Raw genomic sequence first — 18183 nt, 5'->3', positions numbered from 1 at the left:
AACCCGGAAGCTAAGCCTCACAGCGCCGATGGTACTGCAGGGGGGACCCTGTGGGAGAGTAGGACACCGCCGGACTCCTTTTAGTCAAAATGGCCACCCAAAGCAGGGTGGCCATTTTGCGTTAACAGAAGAGTTGAGAGAATCAGTACATGCCGAACGACGACGAGCGCCGACCACGACGCGATGACGACCGCCGGGACGACCGCCCCCGCCGGCCACGTACTGAGAACTCCGGCTCTGAAGGCCGCACTGGCGCACCGCGCCGTGACGGCGCCGCGCCTCGTCGTGACGGCGCCGCGCCTCGTCGTGATGGTGCTGCTCCTCGTCGTGACGGTGACCGTCGTGAGGGTGGATATCAGCGTCGTGATGGTGCCGCGCCTCGTCGTGAGGGTGGATATCAGCGTCGTGATGGTGCCGCGCCTCGTCGTGACGGTGACCGCCGCGAAGGTGGCTACCAGCAGCGTGGGGGTGGATATCAGCGTCGTGATGGTGCTGCTCCTCGTCGTGATGGTGACCGTCGTGAGGGCGGTTACCAGCGTCGTGATGGTGCTGCTCCTCGTCGTGACGGTGACCGCCGCGAAGGTGGCTACCAGCAGCGTGAAGGTGGCTACCAGCGTCGCGATGGTGCCGCGCCTCGTCGTGACGGTGACCGCGGCGAAGGTGGCTACCAGCAGCGTGAAGGTGGCTACCAGCGTCGCGATGGTGCCGCGCCTCGTCGTGACGGTGACCGCCGCGAAGGTGGCTACCAGCAGCGTGAAGGTGGCTACCAGCGTCGCGACGGTGCTGCTCCTCGTCGTGATGGTGACCGTCGTGAGGGCGGTTACCAGCGTCGTGATGGTGCCGCGCCTCGTCGTGACGGTGACCGCCGCGAAGGCGGCTACCAGCAGCGCGAGGGCGGTTACCAGCGTCGTGATGGTGCTGCGCCGCGTCGTGATGGTGACCGCCGCGAAGGTGGCTACCAGCCGCGTGAAGGTGGCTATCAACGTCGCGACGACCGCCGTACCGATTCCCGGAACTCTGAGGGCCGCGGCTTCCCGCAACGTGGAGGCGCAGGACGCGAGCGTACTGATCGGCAGTCTGATGACCGACCGCGCCACGATGACCCGATCGTGCCCGAAGAGGTCACCGCGGACGACCTGCACAAGTCTGCTCGCAACGAGCTGAAGACGCTGAGCAAGGAGAACGCCGAGCAGGTCGCTCGTCACCTCGCGATGGCGTCCCAGCTCATCGATGAGGATCCTGAACTCGCCCACAAGCATGCCCTCGCGGCATCCCGTCGGGCTGGGCGCATCGCGATCGTCCGCGAGACTCTCGGTATCACCGCTTACGCCACCGGTGACTTCGCCCTCGCGCTGCGCGAACTGCGTACGTACCGTCGCATCTCGGGCAAGGACGACCAGATAGCCCTCATGGTCGACAGCGAACGCGGCGTCGGTCGCCCCGACCGCGCACTCGAAGCCGGTCGCGCAGTCGACCGTGCCACCCTGCCGACCCCGGTGCGCGTCGCACTGGCCATTGCGATGTCCGGCGCGCGTCTCGACCAGGGCGAAGCTGAACTCGCGCTCGGCGAGCTGCAGATTCCTGAACTCGATCCGGACCGCGCTTTCGAGTGGAGCCCCGCCCTGTTCGGCGCGCACGCTGCCGTCCTCGAGGATCTCGGCCGCGAAGAAGAGGCAGCCTTCTGGAGTGCACGCGCAGAAGTCGCAGCGGATGCCCTGGGTCTTAACGACGAGGACGACGAAGAGATCTTCATCGAGGACGGACTGATCGAAGGCGAGTTCGACGACGATATCGACGACGAGCCCTCTGCCTCCACGGAGCCGTCCACGCCTGAACCTCAGGAGACTCCGAAGGAGGAATCCTGAGTGGGACTCTTCTCCAAGACGCGCCCGACCCCCTTGGACGGCGTCGACGTCGTTCTCGCTGACCTCGACGGTGTGGTGTACGCCGGCGCAGGTGCGCTCCCGCATGCGGTGGAGAGCCTGAACCGCGTCGCCGCGAAGCGACGGGTCGGGTACATCACGAACAACGCCTCACGCACCGACGCATCCGTGGCCGGCCACCTCACCGAGCTCGGGCTCTCCGTCGCCGCCGAGGATGTCGTCACCAGCCCTCAGGCAGCCATGCGCCTCCTTTCGACCATCGTTCCCGCTCCGGCCACGCTGCTCATCGTCGGGGGAGAGGGGCTCGTCGTCGAGGCGGAGAAGGCCGGCTACCGCGTCACCCGCAGCGCGGACGACGCCCCGGATGCCGTCGTGCAGGGCTTCGCCCCCGAGGTGGCCTGGACGGACCTCGCTGAAGCGGCGTTCGCACTGAAGGTTCCCGAGGAAGAAGGCGGCATCCCCTGGATCGCCACCAACAGCGACTGGACGATTCCGCGCGAGCGCGGCGTCGCCCCCGGCAACGGCACCCTGGTCTCGGCCGTCCACACCGCTGTCGGACGCCTGGCGACAGTCGCGGGCAAACCAGAGGCGCCGATCTTCGAAGAGGCGATCGCACGCTTCAAGGCGCACAAGACCCTTTTCATCGGCGACCGCCTCGACACCGACATCATGGGGGCTGCACGCGTCGGGATCGACTCCGTGCTCGTCTTGACGGGCATCGACCGACCGAAGCACGTTCTCGCCGCTGCCGAAGGGTCCAGGCCGACCTACATCCTGAGCGATCTGCGCGAACTGCATGAGCCGTACCCGAAGATCGAGCGCCAGAACGGCGCCGTCACGGTCAACGGTGCCACGGTCCGCGTCGTCGGGGGAGATGTCGAGATCCTCGCCGAGGGCAAACGGCACATCGACCTCGTCCGCGCCGGCGCACACGCCATCTGGGACTCCGGCACCCCGGTCTTCGTGCTCAGGGTCCCGGAGCGGCTCTACGACGATCCCTTCCACCGGCCATAGAGTGGAATCGTGAACGACGAGACCCCGCAGCCGACCGATGGTCTGTGGAGCCGTCTGCGTCTGATCGAGGGCCAGCCGCTGGCAGCCAGGGCGGACGCGTACACGGCAGTCCACGACGACCTGTTCCGCAGACTCGAGAGCGGGACGAGACTGGACTCATACGACAAGGGCCAGGAAAAGCCCTCGCCAGGAGACCGGTGACGCGCCTCGACGCCGCCCTCGCCTCCCGCGGACTCGCACGCTCCCGAACGCACGCGGCAACCCTGATCGCGGGCGGCCTCGTGAGCGTGGACGGCCGCCAGATCATCAAGCCGTCGACGGCGGTGTCCGACACCGCCGAGATCGTCGTCGCTGAGACCGACCACTACGTCAGCCGGGGAGCCCACAAGCTCGTCGCAGCGCTGGACGCCTTCGATGTTCCGACAGACGGGCGGCTCGCGCTCGACATGGGCGCATCGACCGGCGGTTTCACGCAGGTGCTCCGCGAACGCGGTGCTCGTAAGGTGCTCGCCGTCGACGTCGGCCACGGCCAGCTCGCAGCATCGATCGCGGCCGATCCCGGCGTCGTCGACGTCGAAGGATTCAACGTCCGCTACATGACGCCGCAGACTCTCGCTGATGCCACCGGCGAATCCGAGGCGCCAGGTCTCATCGTCGGGGACCTCTCGTTCATCTCGCTCGAACTGATCCTTCCGGCGGCCGCCGATGTCGCGGCATCCGATGCGGACGTCATCGTCCTCGTCAAGCCGCAGTTCGAGGTCGGCCGGACCGCCGTCCGAGGCGGTCTCGTCACCGACCCTGCCACCCGCGCCGATGCCGTAGCCCGTGTCGTCTGGCACGGATGGGACGTCGGGCTCGGGATGCTCGGGATCATCGCCTCGCCGATCCTCGGCACGCACGGAAACGCCGAGTTCCTCGTCCACATGGCGCCCGGACGCGGCAGCAATCCGTCACAATGGACAGGACGCATCGACGAGCTGGCGGGAGGACGATGAACGAGCGCAACATCCTGGTCGTCGCCCATGCCGGCCGGGACGAAACGGTCACTGCGGCCCGTCGAGTCATCGAACTGCTCCGCGCCGCAGGCGCGCATCCCGTGCTGTCGAACGAGGATCGAGCCGAGCTCTCCGCGGTCGACGGCGACTTCTCCGACGTGGATGTGCTCGGCGACGACGTCCACGTCGACGATCTCGAGCTCGCCATCGTTCTCGGGGGCGACGGCACGATCCTGCGCGCTGCCGAACTCGTGCGCGGCACCCGCAGCGCCCCGGTGCTCGGCATCAACATGGGACACGTCGGCTTCCTCGCCGAGATCGAGCGCGACGCCATGGATGACGCCGTGCAGCGCGTCATCGACCGTGACTACACCGTCGAAGAGCGTCTGGCTCTCGCGGTCCGTGTGAAGGACGCCGCCGGCGCCGTGGTCTACGAGACCTGGGCGCTGAACGAGGCGACGGTCGAGAAGGCCAGCCGCGAGCGGATGATCGAGGTCGTCGTCGAGATCGACGGCCGACCGTTGTCGAGCTACGGGTGCGACGGCATGGTGATCTCGACGCCAACGGGTTCGACCGCATACAACTTCTCCGCCGGCGGACCCGTCATCTGGCCGACGGTCGAGGCCATCGCTGTCATCCCGCTGTCGGCGCACGCCCTCTTCGCACGCCCTCTCGTCGTCAGTCCTGACGCCTCGGTGGCGATCGAGATGCTCGAGCGCACCTCAGGAACCGGAATCCTCTGGTGCGACGGACGCCGCTCGCACGAGCTGCCGCCCGGTGCTCGCGTCGTGGCTCGCCGGTCCTCGCGGCCAGTGCGCCTGGCGCGTCTGCACCCGGCCGCGTTCACCGATCGGCTCGTGCGCAAGTTCCAGCTGCCGGTGGCGGGCTGGCGAGGAGCGGCATCGTGATCGAGGAGATGCGGATGCAGGGCCTCGGCGTGATCGACGATGCCGTGCTGCCGCTCGGCCCAGGATTCACCGCGATCACCGGCGAGACCGGAGCGGGCAAGACCATGGTCGTCACCGGACTCGGTCTGCTGCTCGGCCAGCGGGCAGACTCCGGCGCCGTGCGCGCCGGCGCGAGCCAGGCGTCCGTCGCCGGCGTGTGGATCGTCCCGACTGAGGGACCGATCGCCGATATCGTCGCGGATGCCGGTGGCGAGCTCGAGGCGTTCGGCGATGACGGCGGCGGCCAGGGCGAACTGTATGTCTCGCGGACGCTCAGCGCCGAGGGACGCAGCCGTGCCAGCGTCGGAGGGCGAGCGGCCCCCGCCGGCGTGCTGTCATCACTCGCGGATGAGCTCGTCGTCGTGCACGGCCAGTCAGAGCAGCTGCGGCTGCGATCAGCTGCTGCGCAGCGCGACGCGCTGGACCGCTTCGGCGGAGCACCGGTGGCGAAAGCGCTCGAGGCCTACTCGGTGGCATTCGCCCGCTGGCGCGAGCTGGATGCCGAGATCGCAGACCTCTCCGAGAACCGCGACCGTCGTGCCGAAGAGGCAGGCCGCCTCCGTGAGGCGCTGGCGCTGATCGAGGCGACCGCACCGGAGGAGGGTGAGGACGTCGTGCTCACCGAGCGCGCTGAGCGTCTCGCGAACTCCGAAGAGCTGCGGCTCGCAGCATCCCTCGCCCGCAACGCGATCTCCAGCGAGGAGGGCGAGGCAGACGCGTCCGCGCTCGTCGCGGAGGCCCGTCGCAACCTCGAGCGCGCCACAGACCCCGAACTCGCGAAGATCGCGGAGGGCGTCGCCGATGTCGGCTATCGTCTCGCAGATCTCGCCCTGCAGCTGTCGGCCTACCTCGCCGACCTCGACGAGACCGGGCCGCACGAGCTCGCCGCGGTCGAAGAGCGCCGCGCTGCACTGAACACGCTGATCCGGGCGCACGGCTCGCTGGATGAGGCACTGGAGGTCTGGCGGACGGGTTCCACCCGCCTCGCCGAACTCGATGACGACGGCGACCGGCTCGAGCGTCTCCAAGCGGAGCGCGACGATGCCCGTGCCGACCTCGATGCGGCAGCGTCAGCACTGACCGGTGTGCGCACAGAAGCCGCAGGACGGCTCGGCGCCGAGGTCACCGAAGAACTGCATGCCCTCGCCATGCCCGACGCGCGTCTCCAGGTCGCGATTCGGGAAGGCGTCGAGAGCGCTCATGGCCGTGACGACGTCGCGATCCTGCTCGCCCCGCATCCGGGAGCCGAACCGCGCTCGGTCGCCAAGAGCGCCTCCGGCGGCGAGCTGTCGCGCGTCATGCTCGCGATCGAGGTCGTCATCGCCGGCACCGACCCCGTGCCGACCTTCGTGTTCGACGAGGTGGATGCCGGAATCGGCGGTGCCGCGGCGATCGAGGTGGGCCGCAGACTCGCCCGGCTTGCAGAGTCGTCGCAGGTCATCGCTGTGACGCACCTGGCGCAGGTCGCGGCGTTCGCGTCGAATCATCTTTCCGTCGTGAAGTCCAACGACGGCGCAGTGACCGCATCGAGCGTCAGGCGTCTGGAGGGTCCCGAGCGCGAGGCCGAGATGGCCAGGCTGCTCTCGGGACTCACCGATTCGGATGCCGCCCTCACCCATGCCCGAGAACTTCTCAGCCTCTCCGTCTGAGCGAACTGTTAGGATTGAAGCCCGTGATGAACTCTTCTGAGGCGGGGCCCGAAAACGACACGACCAAGCACATCTTCGTGACAGGTGGTGTCGTTTCTTCTTTGGGCAAGGGCCTGACGGCTGCGAGCCTCGGCAATCTGCTCACCGCCCGCGGACTCCGCGTCGTGATGCAGAAGCTCGACCCTTATCTGAACGTCGACCCCGGCACGATGAACCCGTTCCAGCACGGTGAGGTCTTCGTCACGGATGACGGTGCCGAGACCGATCTCGACATCGGACACTACGAGCGCTTCCTCGACATCAACCTGTCGCAGGCCGCCAACGTGACCACGGGGCAGATCTACTCGCAGGTCATCGCCAAGGAGCGCCGCGGCGAGTACCTCGGCGACACGGTGCAGGTCATCCCGCACATCACCGACGAGATCAAGCGCCGCATGCGCTTGCAGGCGACGGAGGAGCCGCGTCCCGACGTGATCATCACCGAGGTCGGCGGCACGGTCGGCGACATCGAGTCGCAGCCGTTCCTCGAGTCAGCGCGTCAGCTTCGTCACGAGCTCGGCCGCGACAACGTGTTCTTCGTGCACGTCTCTCTCGTGCCGTTCATGGGCGCCTCCGGCGAGCAGAAGACCAAGCCGACCCAGCACTCCGTCGCAGCGCTCCGCCAGGTCGGCATCCAGCCGGACGCGCTCGTGCTGCGCAGCGATCGGCCCGTCAGCGAGTCGAACCGCAACAAGATCGCGCTCATGTGCGACGTCGACGTCGAAGGCGTCATCAACACCGTCGACCTGCCGAGCATCTACGACATCCCCTCGACCCTCAACGACCAGGGTCTCGACTCCTACATCGTTCGTCGCCTCGGCCTCGACAGCAAGGCAGCGACCGAGGTCGACTGGTCGCGCTGGCAGAAGGTGCTGCAGGCCGTCCACAACCCCAAGCACGAGGTGACCATCGGCCTGGTCGGCAAGTACATCGACCTGCCGGACGCATACCTCTCCGTGACCGAGGCGCTGCGCGCTGGCGGCTTCGCCCACGAGGCGCACGTCAGCATCCGCTGGATCCCCTCCGACTCGTGCGAGACACCGGAGGGTGCAGCCAAGGCGCTGTCCGACCTCGACGGCATCTGCGTTCCCGGTGGCTTCGGCATCCGCGGCATCGAGGGCAAGCTGGGCGCGCTGAAGTTCGCACGCGAGCAGGGCATCCCGACGCTCGGCCTGTGCCTGGGTCTGCAGTGCATGGTCATCGAGTACGGCCGCAACATCGCCGGTATCGCCGGTGCGTCCTCGAGCGAGTTCGACCCGGAGACCACCGAGCCCGTCATCGCCACGATGGCTGAGCAGATCGAGATCCTCGACGGCGGAGACCTCGGCGGCACGATGCGCCTGGGCCTCTACGAGGCGTCGCTCGCCGATGGCTCGCTGGCGGCGGAGGTGTACGGCGGCACGAAGATCTCTGAGCGCCACCGCCACCGCTACGAGGTCAACAACGCCTACCGTGCTCGCCTGTCGGACGCCGGTCTGGTGTTCTCGGGCCTCAACCCCGAGCTGGATCTCGTCGAGTTCGTCGAGCTGCCGCGCGACGTGCACCCGTACTACATCGCCACGCAGGCGCACCCCGAGCTGCGTTCGCGTCCGACGGATCCGCACCCGCTGTTCCGCGGACTCATCGGCGCGGCGATCGAACGTCACCGCTCCAGCGAGCTGTTCGACGTCGAAGCAGATGACTGAGCTCCGCGACGAGCCGTTCGAGCCGGAAGTCCTCCAGAGCGACCTCGTTTACAAGGGCTGGGTCTGGGATGTCCGCTCGGACCGCGTCGCGTACGGTGACGGGGAGATCGTTCGGGAGTACGTCGATCACACCGGGGCCGTCGCGGTTCTCGCGGTGGACGACGACGGCAAGGTGCTGCTGATCCAGCAGTACCGGCATCCGATCCGCCATCGGGACTGGGAGCTGCCCGCAGGTCTTCTCGACATCGAGGGTGAGGACCCCATGGTCGCCGCGCAGCGCGAGCTCGCCGAGGAGGCCGACCTCACGGCCCGGAACTGGGACCTGCTCGTCTCGACGTGGACGACGCCCGGTGGCAACAGCGAGTTGATCCGCATCTACCTCGCCACAGGCATCCAGGCGGCTCCTGACGTGTACGCGCGGGAGGACGAGGAGGCCGACATCCGGCTCAAGTGGGTTCCACTCTCGGATGCCGTGGACGCCGTGCTCGCCGGCCGGCTGCGCAACGGCATCTTGTCCGTCGGCGTGCTCGCTGCCGAGCGGAGACTGCGGGCGTAACCATGCGCGTGGATCGGGCGGTGGACGCCTACCTGCGGCACATCACGATCGAGCGCGGCCTGTCGGAGCACACGGTCGGCGCGTATCGGCGCGATCTCGCCGTGTATCTTCAGTGGCTGTCGGATGCCGGGATCGACGACACGACGGCTGTGACGGGTGCGATCATCGGCCGCTTCATCGCCGACCGCTCGTCCGTCGTTCCGGCGCCGGCGGCGACGAGTCTCGCCCGACTGCAGTCGTCCGTGCGCGGGCTGCACAGGTTCCTGGTCCGGGAGGGGATCGAGGTCGAGGATCCGACTGGCCGGCTTCGACCGCCGAAGATGCCGCAGCGGCTGCCGAAGGCCCTGACGATCGATCAGGTCGAGCGGCTGCTTGCGGCCCCATCCGCCGAGAATCCTCTCGGCATCAGGGATCGCGCACTGCTCGAGCTGCTGTACGCCACGGGCGCGCGCGTCTCGGAGGCGGTCGGGCTGGACGTCGACGACCTCGCCCACGGCGATGTGCTGCGTCTTCGCGGCAAGGGGGCGAAGGAGCGGATCGTGCCGATCGGATCGTTCGCCCGGGATGCCGTCGGTGCGTACCTGACGCGGGTCAGGCCGGCTCTCGCGGCGAAGGGCAGGGCGTCGGCGCGGCTGTTCCTCGGCGCCCGCGGGGCCCCGCTGTCGCGGCAGAGCGCGTGGTTGGTGATCAGATCGGCCGCAGAGCGCGCCCAGATCACGTCGGAGGTCTCGCCTCACACGCTGCGGCACTCGTTCGCCACTCATCTTCTGCAGGGCGGCGCGGATGTGCGCGTCGTGCAGGAGCTGCTCGGACACGCGTCCGTGGCGACCACGCAGATCTACACGCATGTCTCGGTCGACACGCTGCGCGACATCTACGCGACGTCGCATCCGCGTGCCCGCTGACGGGCTCCTGGGGGATCGCCGGGCACGGAACCGGCGGAATCGCAGGTGAATAGCTAGAATCGAGCAAGCATGAGGGAAGCAGGAGATTCGGTGGCTCAGAACGCGACGAAGACCAAGGGCAAGACGTCGAAGACCGACGACACCCCCATGGGTCCCACCGGGCGTCCCTACCATGGCTTCCCGACTCCCGCTCCGCTTCAGTCCCATGGGCCCGCGCGCATCATCGCGCTGTGCAACCAGAAGGGCGGCGTCGGCAAGACGACCACGTCGATCAACCTCGCAGCATCCCTCGCCGAATACGGCCGCAAGGTGCTGGCCGTCGACTTCGATCCGCAGGGAGCCCTGTCTGCGGGCCTCGGCATCCAGACCCACGACGTCCCCACGGTCTACGACCTGCTGCTGGACACCAAGCGCGACGCGCACGACGCGATCGTGACGTCCAATGTGGCGGGACTCGACGTCATGCCGGCGAACATCGACCTGTCAGCGGCCGAGGTGCACCTCGTCAACGAGGTCGCGCGTGAGACGATCCTCGCCCGCGTGCTGCGTCAGGTGGCGGGGGAGTACGACGTCATCCTCATCGACTGCCAGCCCTCGCTCGGGTTGCTCACGGTCAACGCCCTCACCGCGAGCCACGGCGTGCTCATCCCGCTGGAGTGCGAGTTCTTCGCCCTCCGCGGCGTGGCGCTGCTCATCGAGACCATCGAGAAGGTGCGCGACCGGCTGAACCCCGCGATCCAGCTCGACGGCCTGCTCGCCACGATGTACGACGCTCGCACTCTGCACTCGCGCGAGGTGCTGGAGCGTGTGGTCGAGGCCTTCGGCGACGATGTGCTCGAGACCGTGATCGGACGCACTGTGAAGTTCCCCGACGCGTCGGTGTCCGGGGTGCCCATCACCGAGTTCGCGCCGGAGCATGCCGCCGCTCAGGCGTACCTGCGACTGGCTCGGGAGCTGGTCGCCCGTGGCGCCGTCGCGTAGCGAGGAGGTCGCCGATCCCTCGACAGGCTCAGGGATCGAGTCTGCGGATGCGGCCCCTGAACCCGTCGAAGGGTTCCGCGTCTCGCTGACGAACTTCGACGGGCCGTTCGACCTGCTGTTGAACCTCATCTCGAAGCACGAGATGGACATCACCGAGGTCTCGCTCAGCGCAGTGACGAACGATTTCATCTCGTACCTGAAAGAGCTCGAGGCCGACGAGGAGCTGGATCAGGCATCCGAATTCCTCGTCGTCGCGGCGACCCTGCTCGACATGAAGGTCGCGGGGCTCCTGCCCCAGGGCGAGCTCGTCGACGCCGAAGCCGTCGCGCTGCTCGAGGCGCGCGACCTGCTGTTCGCGCGGTTGCTGCAGTACCGGGCGTTCAAAGAGGTCTCGGCGTGGTTCGCGCGGTGCCTGCAGCGCGAAGACCGCCGCCACACCCGGGCCGTTCGACTCGACGAGAAGCACCGACGCCAGACTCCGGAACTGGTCTGGACGCTCAGCGCCGATGACTTCGCGGCCCTCGCCCTCCTCGCGTTCGCGCCCAAGGAGATCCCGACCGTCGGCTTCGACCATCTGCACGCACCGCTGGTCAGCATCCGCGAGCAGGCTGCGATCGTCGTCACCCTGCTGCGCACCAGCGAGTCGCTGACGTTCCGCGAACTCGTCGCCGGCACCGCAGAGCCCGGCATCGTCGTGGCACGGTTCATCTCGGTGCTCGAGCTGTACCGTCACGCGGCGCTGTCCTTCGAACAACTGGAACCGCTCGGCGAGCTCACGCTGCGCTGGGCCGCCGACTCCTGGTCGGACGAGACACTGGCGAGCCTGGGAGCCGACTATGACCGATGACACTTCGACAGGCTCAGTGACCGCCGTGCTCGAGACTCCACTGACCGAGAAGCTCGAAGCGATCCTCCTGATCATCGACGAGCCGCTCGGCCTCATCGCCCTCGCCGCGGCTGTCGGCGCGCCGGTGCCGGCCGTGCGCCAGGCGATCGAGACGCTCGTCGACGACTACGACGGCAACGGCTCCGGGCCCCGTCGAGGATTCGAGCTGCGCGAGGTCGGCGGAGGGTGGCGGCTGTACGTCCGCGAAGACCACGACGACCTCGTCGCGGAGTTCGTCGGCGGACAGGCGCCTGCGCGGCTCTCGCAGGCGGCGCTCGAGACTCTCGCGGTCATCGCCTACAAACAGCCGGTCACCCGCAGCCAGGTGGCATCCATCCGCGCGGTGAACGTCGACTCCGTCGTGCGCACGCTGCTCGCGCGCGGACTCATCACCGAACTGTTCGCCGACTCCGAGACCGGCGCCATCAATTACGGCACCACGGACGCACTGCTGCAGAACCTCGGCATCAACTCGCTCGACGAGCTGCCGCCGATCTCGCCGCTGCTCGACGACGGTGCAGAAGGATTCGACGAAGGAACCATCCGATGACCCATTCGACAAGCTCAGGGACCGACGCAGGACCAGAAGGCGTCCGCCTGCAGAAGGTCCTCGCCGCCGCGGGCGTGGCATCGCGCCGCGTCGTGGAGAACTACATCGTCGAGGGGCGCATCCGCGTCAACGGTGAAGTCGTCGAAGAGCTCGGCCGCCGCATCGACCCCGAGAACGACCTCGTCGACGTCGACGGCACGGCGATCCAGCTTGACGTGTCGAAGCGCTACGTGATGCTGAACAAGCCCACCGGCGTCGTCAGCACGATGAAGGACGAGAACGGACGCCCCGACCTGCGCCGGTTCACGAAGGAGTACGAGGAGCGGCTGTACAACGTCGGGCGACTGGATGCCGAGACCAGCGGACTGCTCATCCTCACGAACGACGGCGAGCTCGCCCACGTGCTCGCCCACCCGTCGTTCGGGGTGACCAAGGTGTACATCGCCAAGGTCGAGGGAACCGTCACGGCTCAGACGATCGCCAAGCTCACAACGGGCTTCGATCTTGACGACGGCTTCATCCAGGCGGACAAAGCACGGCTGCTCGACGCTTCCCGCGGGGCCAGCCTCGTCGAGCTCACTCTGCACTCCGGACGCAACCGGATCGTGCGCCGGATGCTCGCCGAGGTGGGGCATCCCGTCACCGAACTCGTGCGCCGTCAGTTCGGTCCTCTCCACCTGGGAACCCTCCCGGCGGGGAAGAGCAGAGAACTGACTAAAATCGAACGTGGTGCGCTTCTGACTCTCGCGCGCCACGATGCCCCTGCGGACGCTACGCCGGGAGACGCCCAGGAGACCGAGTGAGCGACACCGCCAGAACCCATGGCAACGGCAACGCGCCGCGCCTCTCGGGGACCGTGCGCATCGTCGGTGCCGGGCTCCTCGGAGCGAGCATCGGGCATGCGCTGCGCGCCAAGGGAATCGACGTCGTCCTCGCCGACACGTCGCCCGCTCAGCTGCGTCTGGCGATCGACTACGGCGCAGGACGCGCTGCCCGCGAGGACGACGCCCCGTCGCTGATCGTCGTCTCGGTTCCGCCGGACGTGACCGCCGACGTCATCGAGGCGGAGCTCGCGAAGCACCCGGATGCTGTCGTCACGGATGTCGCGAGCGTGAAGCTCGAGCCGTTCCGTGCGCTCAAGGATCGCGGCGTCGACCTCACGCGCTACATCGGGTCGCATCCGCTCGCCGGTCGTGAGCGCGGGGGAGCGATCTCGGCCCGCGCCGATCTGTTCATCGGGCGCCCCTGGGTCGTCTGCCGCGACGAGGAGACCCGCGCAGCGGATCTTGCTCTCGTCGAAGACCTCGCCCTCGACGTCGGTGCCATGCCGCTCGAGATGACGCCGGAGGAGCACGACCGCTCGGTGGCGCTCACCTCGCACGTTCCGCAGGTCGTCGCCAGTCTTCTCGCCGCACGCCTCGCGATGGCCGACGAGGACGCGCTGCGGCTCGCCGGACAAGGCGTCCGCGACACCACCCGCATCGCGGCATCCGCCCCCGAACTGTGGGTGCAGATCCTCGGGGCCAACGCCGATCCCGTCGTCGAAGTGCTCGACGCCCTCGCCGCGGACCTCAAGACCGTGTCGGACGCGCTTCGCGCCCCCGACGCGCCCGGCGCGCGTCGAGCAGTCGCCGAGACGATCAGACAGGGCAACGACGGCGTCGAGCGACTCCCAGGCAAGCACGGCCAGAACCGCAAGTTCGAGCAGCTCGTCGTCATGGTGGACGACACCGCCGGCCAGCTCGGACGTCTGTTCGGCGAGCTGGGCGAGCTGGGTGTGAACGTAGAGGATCTGCGCCTGGAGCATTCGCCGGGCGCGCAGTTCGGCCTCGCCGAGATCAGTGTGGCCCCCGCCGCTCTGCTCGGCGCGGTGGAGGGACTGCAGGAGCGCGGATGGCGGATTGCAGGAGCGACCAATGAGTAGCACTTCGACAGGCTCAGCACAGGTGAACTTGCCCGGAGCGGGCAAGTTCATCGCCATCGACGGCCCCGCAGGTTCCGGCAAGTCGAGCGTGTCAGCGGCGATCGCCCGGCAGCGCGGCTACGGTCTCCTCGACACCGGTGCCGCATACCGTGCGCTCGCGTGGCACGTCCTCGAGCGCGGCGACGACACCGATGACTCGCAGGCCGTTCTGGCCGCGGCATCCGAATTCGATCTGCGTCTCGGTCTCGACCCCGACGACCGCACCGTCGGCATCGGCGAGACGGACATCACGGCGGCGATCCGCGAGCCGCGCGTCTCCGGCGCCGTCAGCGGTGTCGCCCGCGTGCCCGCCGTCCGCGAGCAGGTCAACATCTTCTTCCGGTCTCTCGTCGCGCACGCGCCCCACCCGGCCGTCGTCGTCGAGGGGCGCGACATCACCACCGTCGTCGCCCCTGATGCACCGGTCCGCATCCTCCTCACCGCTGCGCCCGAGGTGCGCGCGGCCAGGCGAGCCGGTGAGCTCGCCGGAGAGAACGCTGCGGAGGTGGCAGCAGCACTGCACAAGCGCGATGCCTCCGACAGCGCCGTCGTCGACTTCCTGAACGCCGCAGAAGGCGTCGAGGTCGTCGACACCACCCACCTCGATTTCCCACAGACCATCGACGCCGTACTCGCGGTGATCGACCGAAAGCAAGGAGCGGAACATGGCCGCTGACGAAGAATACGAAGGTGGCCCCGACCACCTCGCCGAGAAGATGGATGAGCTCGACGAGCAGCTCGCCGAACAGCGCGCTGAGGCCCTGCGCGCCGGTCTCGCCGACTACGACCTCGATGAGGAAGACGCTCAGCTCCTCGCGGGCCTCAGCCGCGCAGAGGGCGGTGTCGAGTTCCTTCCCGCCCTCCCCGTCGTCGCGATCGTCGGGCGCCCGAACGTCGGCAAGTCCGCGCTGGTGAACCGCATCCTCGGCCGCCGCGAGGCCGTCGTCGAGGACACCCCCGGCGTCACCCGCGACCGCGTGACCTACAAGGCGGAGTGGAACGACCGGCGGTTCTCGCTCGTCGACACCGGCGGGTGGGAGCCGGATGCCAAGGGCATCGACCGCTCCGTCGCAGCGCAGGCCGAGATCGCCATCGACCTGTGCGACGTCGTGCTGTTCGTCGTCGACGCGATGGTGGGCGCCACGTCCACCGACGAGCACGTCGTGCGGTTGCTGCGCAAGAGCGGCAAGCCGGTGTTCCTCGTCGCGAACAAGATCGACGACACGCGCCAGGAGCCTGAGTCCGCGGCCCTGTGGAACCTCGGTCTCGGCCAGCCGTACCCGACCTCGGCCGTCCACGGCCGCGGTGTCGCCGACCTGCTCGACGCCGTGCTCGAGAAGCTGCCCAGCATCTCGGCCGTCGCGAAGTACGAGATCGGCGGACCGCGCCGCGTCGCGATCCTCGGTCGCCCGAACGTCGGCAAGTCGTCGCTCCTGAACAAGGCCGCAGGCGAAGAGCGCGTCGTCGTCAACGACCTCGCCGGTACGACCCGCGACCCGGTGGACGAGGTCGTCGAACTCGGTGGCAAGCTCTGGCGTCTGATCGACACCGCAGGTATCCGCCGTCGCGTGCACCTGCAGCAGGGCGCGGACTTCTACGCGTCGCTGCGAACCTCTGCCGCCCTCGAGAAGGCCGAGGTCGCCGTCGTCGTGCTCGACGTGTCGCAGCCGCTCAGCGAGCAGGACGTGCGCATCATCGACCTCGTGCTCGAGTCCGGTCGTTCGCTCGTCCTCGCGTTCAACAAGTGGGACCGCCTGAGCGACACGGACCTCGAGAACCAGGACCGCCGCCGGTACCTCGAACGCGAGATCGAGCAGGATCTCGCTCACGTGAGCTGGGCGCCTCGGGTGAACATCTCCGCCAAGACCGGCCGTCACCTCGACAAGCTCGTCCCCGCGCTGGAGACGGCTCTGGAGAACTGGGATCGCCGCATCCCGACCGGCAAGTTCAATGCGTTCATCTCCGAGCTCGTCGCCGAGCACCCGCACCCGCTGCGCGGTGGCAAGCAGCCGCGCATCCTGTTCGGCACGCAGGCATCGACGCGTCCGCCGACGTTCGTGCTGTTCACGACCGGCTTCCTCGACCCCGGCTACCGCCGGTACATCCAGCGCCGTCTGCGCGAGCTGTACGAGTTCGAGGGCACGCCGATCGTCATCAACATGCGTGTGCGGGAGAAGCGCCAGCGCTGACTCAGCTCGTCGTCAACGCATCCTGGATGCTCGGGCTGAGCCCGGGCGGAACGTCGACCTCGACCGCAAGGGCGTGCAGTGCTCGACTGAAGTAGTTGCGCACCGACGCCGCAAGGGCGATGTCGACGATCTCGCGGTCGGTGAATCCGACCTCGCGCAGGCGGAGGCTGTCGGCATCCGTCATGGATGCCGAATCGCGGCTGAGCTTCGCCGCGAAGTCCATCAAGGCCGTCTCGGCGTCGCTGAGCCGCGCGTCGTGATAGTCGCGGAGGATCCGTTCCAGCTGCTCCTCGTCGAAGAGCTTCAGCGACTTGCGCGCGTGCGCGTATCGGCATGACTGCGAGCCGATCGCGTCCGCGGCGGCAAGAGTGGCGAGTTCGTACCGGCGGACCCCGAGCTGTGACACGATCGTGCGCACCAGCTGCTGGAAGGCGCGGAAAGCATCCGGGTTCACCGCCATCATGCGGGTGTGGCTGGGCACGTAGCCGAGTTCGGCGATCTCGGAGGCATACAGATCGGCGACGGCCTCATCGGCGTCATCCGGGGTGGTGATGATCGACATGGCAGGTTCTCCTCGCGTCCTGCTCTCAGGATCCCACCATCGAGCGTCGGCCGACAGGGATGTTCGAGGGGCGGCCTGCCGGTTGCCGAAGTGCGGTCCGAGTGGTGCAATGGAGGGTGGATGCCTCAACCACGCGGCATCCATCAACGCTGCCCACAAGGCCTGCTGAAAGAGGATGCAATGTCGCACACCCTGCCCCTTCCCGATTTCTCCCACGAGCGGGTGGAGGTGACCACCGGCAGGCGAAGCGGGTTGTTCATCGCCGTCGCCCTGCACTCCTCCGTACTCGGCTCTGCCCTGGGCGGTGCCCGGCTGTGGACGTACCCGCACTGGAGCGACGCGCTCGGTGATGCCCTGCGTCTTTCGGCAGCGATGACCCTGAAGAACGCGACTGCCGGTCTGGATGCCGGAGGCGGGAAGTCGGTCATCGGGCTGGAGGAGGGAACGGTTCTCGACGCCGAGCGTCGCCGTGATGCCTTCCTCGACCTCGGCGATGTCGTCGAGTCGTTCGGCGGCTCGTACCGCACGGCCGAAGATGTCGGATCGACCATGAACGACATGGCTGTCGTGGGTGAGCGCACGGCGCATGTCGTCGGACTTCCGGATGCCACTGGTGGGTCCGGCGAGCCGGCGGGCCCCACGAGCCTCGGCGTCTACGAGTCGCTGCGCGCCGTTCTCGAGCGCACCACAGGAACAGCGGATGTCACCGGTCGCCGTATCACCATCTCGGGCCTCGGCCAGGTCGGTGGGCGCCTCGCAATCCGCCTGTCCACCGAGGGCGCGATTCTCACCGTCACGGATGTGAACCCGGCACGCCGCCATCTCGCCGGCGAGCTCGGTGCGACCTGGGCGGAGCCCGGATCCGAGCACCTGGTCGCCTCCGACGTCTTCGTCCCGGCCGGCATCGGCGGGCTGCTCACGGACGAGGTGATCGACGCTCTCGACACCCGTGCGGTGTGCGGCCCCGCGAACAACCCCCTCGCGTCGCACAGCGGCGCGGACCGGCTCGCTGCTCGTGGCATCCTGTACGCACCCGACTTCGTCGTCAACGCGGGTGGAGTCATCTACCTCGACCTCGAGGCGAAGCAGCAGGGCACGCGCGAGGAGATCATGGGTCGTGTCGCGGAGATCGGTGACACAGTGCGCCGGATCCTCGCCGACGCGGAGGAGCGGGGGATCACTCCGCTGACCGCAGCCGAGGAGCTCGCGGCTGAGCGCCTGCGCGCCGGGGCACCTGCCCTGACCGTCTAGTTGTGATGTCCAGGGACGTTGTTGTGTGAATCGCTCGTGATTGCTGAGGGGTGAAGGCCTCCGGTTGCGAGAGTGGAGCTGTCTAGAAACCGCTCACACAACACAGGAGGCCTTCGTGTCCCACGCTA

Annotated in this window: 19 protein-coding genes and 1 rRNA gene; 19 read left to right on the top strand and 1 reads right to left on the bottom strand. The window is 68.1% G+C overall.

Annotated elements, in window-relative coordinates:
* The 18 genes from rrf to der form a co-directional block, all read left to right on the top strand.
* Positions 1 to 75 (top strand): 5S ribosomal RNA (rrf, locus tag KHB019_RS15140); the annotation flags it as partial.
* 108 nt (positions 76 to 183) lie between these two features.
* Entirely contained in the window at positions 184 to 1164 is a 981-nt protein-coding gene (locus tag KHB019_RS15060) for a hypothetical protein (protein ID WP_337459358.1), read from the top strand.
* Positions 1110 to 1865, top strand: a complete 756-nt coding sequence (locus KHB019_RS15055; protein WP_230103115.1) for a hypothetical protein — start codon at positions 1110 to 1112, stop codon at positions 1863 to 1865. The genes KHB019_RS15060 and KHB019_RS15055 overlap by 55 nt, the downstream gene beginning before the upstream one ends.
* On the top strand, positions 1866 to 2897 hold the full coding sequence (locus KHB019_RS15050; protein ID WP_325471726.1) for an HAD-IIA family hydrolase: 1032 nt from the start codon (positions 1866 to 1868) through the stop codon (positions 2895 to 2897).
* 9 nt (positions 2898 to 2906) lie between these two features.
* Complete coding sequence (locus tag KHB019_RS15045) at positions 2907 to 3098, top strand: hypothetical protein (RefSeq protein WP_414684036.1); 192 nt, start codon at positions 2907 to 2909, stop codon at positions 3096 to 3098.
* On the top strand, positions 3095 to 3892 hold the full coding sequence (locus KHB019_RS15040; RefSeq protein ID WP_337459357.1) for a TlyA family RNA methyltransferase: 798 nt from the start codon (positions 3095 to 3097) through the stop codon (positions 3890 to 3892). The genes KHB019_RS15045 and KHB019_RS15040 overlap by 4 nt, the downstream gene beginning before the upstream one ends.
* A complete protein-coding gene (locus KHB019_RS15035) occupies positions 3889 to 4800 on the top strand; it encodes an NAD kinase (RefSeq protein WP_337459356.1) in 912 nt (303 codons plus the stop codon). Before KHB019_RS15040 ends, KHB019_RS15035 begins: the two co-directional genes overlap by 4 nt.
* Positions 4797 to 6488 (top strand): DNA repair protein RecN, encoded by a 1692-nt coding sequence (gene recN, locus KHB019_RS15030; RefSeq protein ID WP_337459355.1) that lies wholly within the window; start codon positions 4797 to 4799, stop codon positions 6486 to 6488. Before KHB019_RS15035 ends, recN begins: the two co-directional genes overlap by 4 nt.
* A 26-nt stretch (positions 6489 to 6514) precedes the next feature.
* Entirely contained in the window at positions 6515 to 8212 is a 1698-nt protein-coding gene (locus KHB019_RS15025) for a CTP synthase (RefSeq protein ID WP_337459360.1), read from the top strand.
* Positions 8205 to 8768: an NUDIX domain-containing protein gene (locus KHB019_RS15020; RefSeq protein WP_230103110.1), complete on the top strand. Its 564-nt coding sequence runs from the start codon at positions 8205 to 8207 to the stop codon at positions 8766 to 8768. Before KHB019_RS15025 ends, KHB019_RS15020 begins: the two co-directional genes overlap by 8 nt.
* A gap of 2 nt (positions 8769 to 8770) precedes the next feature.
* Positions 8771 to 9673: a site-specific tyrosine recombinase XerD gene (gene xerD, locus KHB019_RS15015; RefSeq protein WP_325471731.1), complete on the top strand. Its 903-nt coding sequence runs from the start codon at positions 8771 to 8773 to the stop codon at positions 9671 to 9673.
* A gap of 147 nt (positions 9674 to 9820) precedes the next feature.
* Positions 9821 to 10654, top strand: a complete 834-nt coding sequence (locus tag KHB019_RS15010; RefSeq protein ID WP_230103136.1) for a ParA family protein — start codon at positions 9821 to 9823, stop codon at positions 10652 to 10654.
* The gene (locus KHB019_RS15005; protein ID WP_443193221.1) at positions 10638 to 11501 is read left to right on the top strand and encodes a segregation and condensation protein A; all 864 of its coding nucleotides are present in this window, start codon (positions 10638 to 10640) and stop codon (positions 11499 to 11501) included. The genes KHB019_RS15010 and KHB019_RS15005 overlap by 17 nt, the downstream gene beginning before the upstream one ends.
* Entirely contained in the window at positions 11491 to 12090 is a 600-nt protein-coding gene (scpB, locus tag KHB019_RS15000) for an SMC-Scp complex subunit ScpB (RefSeq protein ID WP_325471732.1), read from the top strand. The genes KHB019_RS15005 and scpB overlap by 11 nt, the downstream gene beginning before the upstream one ends.
* Positions 12087 to 12893: a pseudouridine synthase gene (locus KHB019_RS14995; protein WP_337459354.1), complete on the top strand. Its 807-nt coding sequence runs from the start codon at positions 12087 to 12089 to the stop codon at positions 12891 to 12893. The genes scpB and KHB019_RS14995 overlap by 4 nt, the downstream gene beginning before the upstream one ends.
* A complete protein-coding gene (locus tag KHB019_RS14990) occupies positions 12890 to 14014 on the top strand; it encodes a prephenate dehydrogenase (protein ID WP_230103106.1) in 1125 nt (374 codons plus the stop codon). Before KHB019_RS14995 ends, KHB019_RS14990 begins: the two co-directional genes overlap by 4 nt.
* A complete protein-coding gene (gene cmk, locus KHB019_RS14985; RefSeq protein WP_230103105.1) occupies positions 14007 to 14729 on the top strand; it encodes a (d)CMP kinase in 723 nt (240 codons plus the stop codon). Before KHB019_RS14990 ends, cmk begins: the two co-directional genes overlap by 8 nt.
* The gene (gene der / locus KHB019_RS14980) at positions 14719 to 16242 is read left to right on the top strand and encodes a ribosome biogenesis GTPase Der (protein ID WP_230103104.1); all 1524 of its coding nucleotides are present in this window, start codon (positions 14719 to 14721) and stop codon (positions 16240 to 16242) included. Before cmk ends, der begins: the two co-directional genes overlap by 11 nt.
* A gap of 1 nt (position 16243) precedes the next feature.
* On the opposite strand, the gene KHB019_RS14975 is transcribed toward der, so the two are convergent.
* A complete protein-coding gene (locus KHB019_RS14975) occupies positions 16244 to 16804 on the bottom strand; it encodes a carboxymuconolactone decarboxylase family protein (RefSeq protein ID WP_337459353.1) in 561 nt (186 codons plus the stop codon).
* Between the two features lie 180 nt (positions 16805 to 16984).
* Here KHB019_RS14975 and KHB019_RS14970 point away from each other — a divergent pair, with 180 nt between their 5' ends.
* The gene (locus KHB019_RS14970; protein ID WP_337459352.1) at positions 16985 to 18055 is read left to right on the top strand and encodes a Glu/Leu/Phe/Val dehydrogenase family protein; all 1071 of its coding nucleotides are present in this window, start codon (positions 16985 to 16987) and stop codon (positions 18053 to 18055) included.
* The last annotated feature ends 128 nt before the right edge of the window (positions 18056 to 18183 follow it).

The organism is Microbacterium sp. KHB019, assembly GCF_037285405.1.
Classification (GTDB): domain Bacteria; phylum Actinomycetota; class Actinomycetes; order Actinomycetales; family Microbacteriaceae; genus Microbacterium.
Note: the sequence above shows the minus strand (reverse complement) of the source record. Positions and strands in the feature narration are given on the sequence as shown.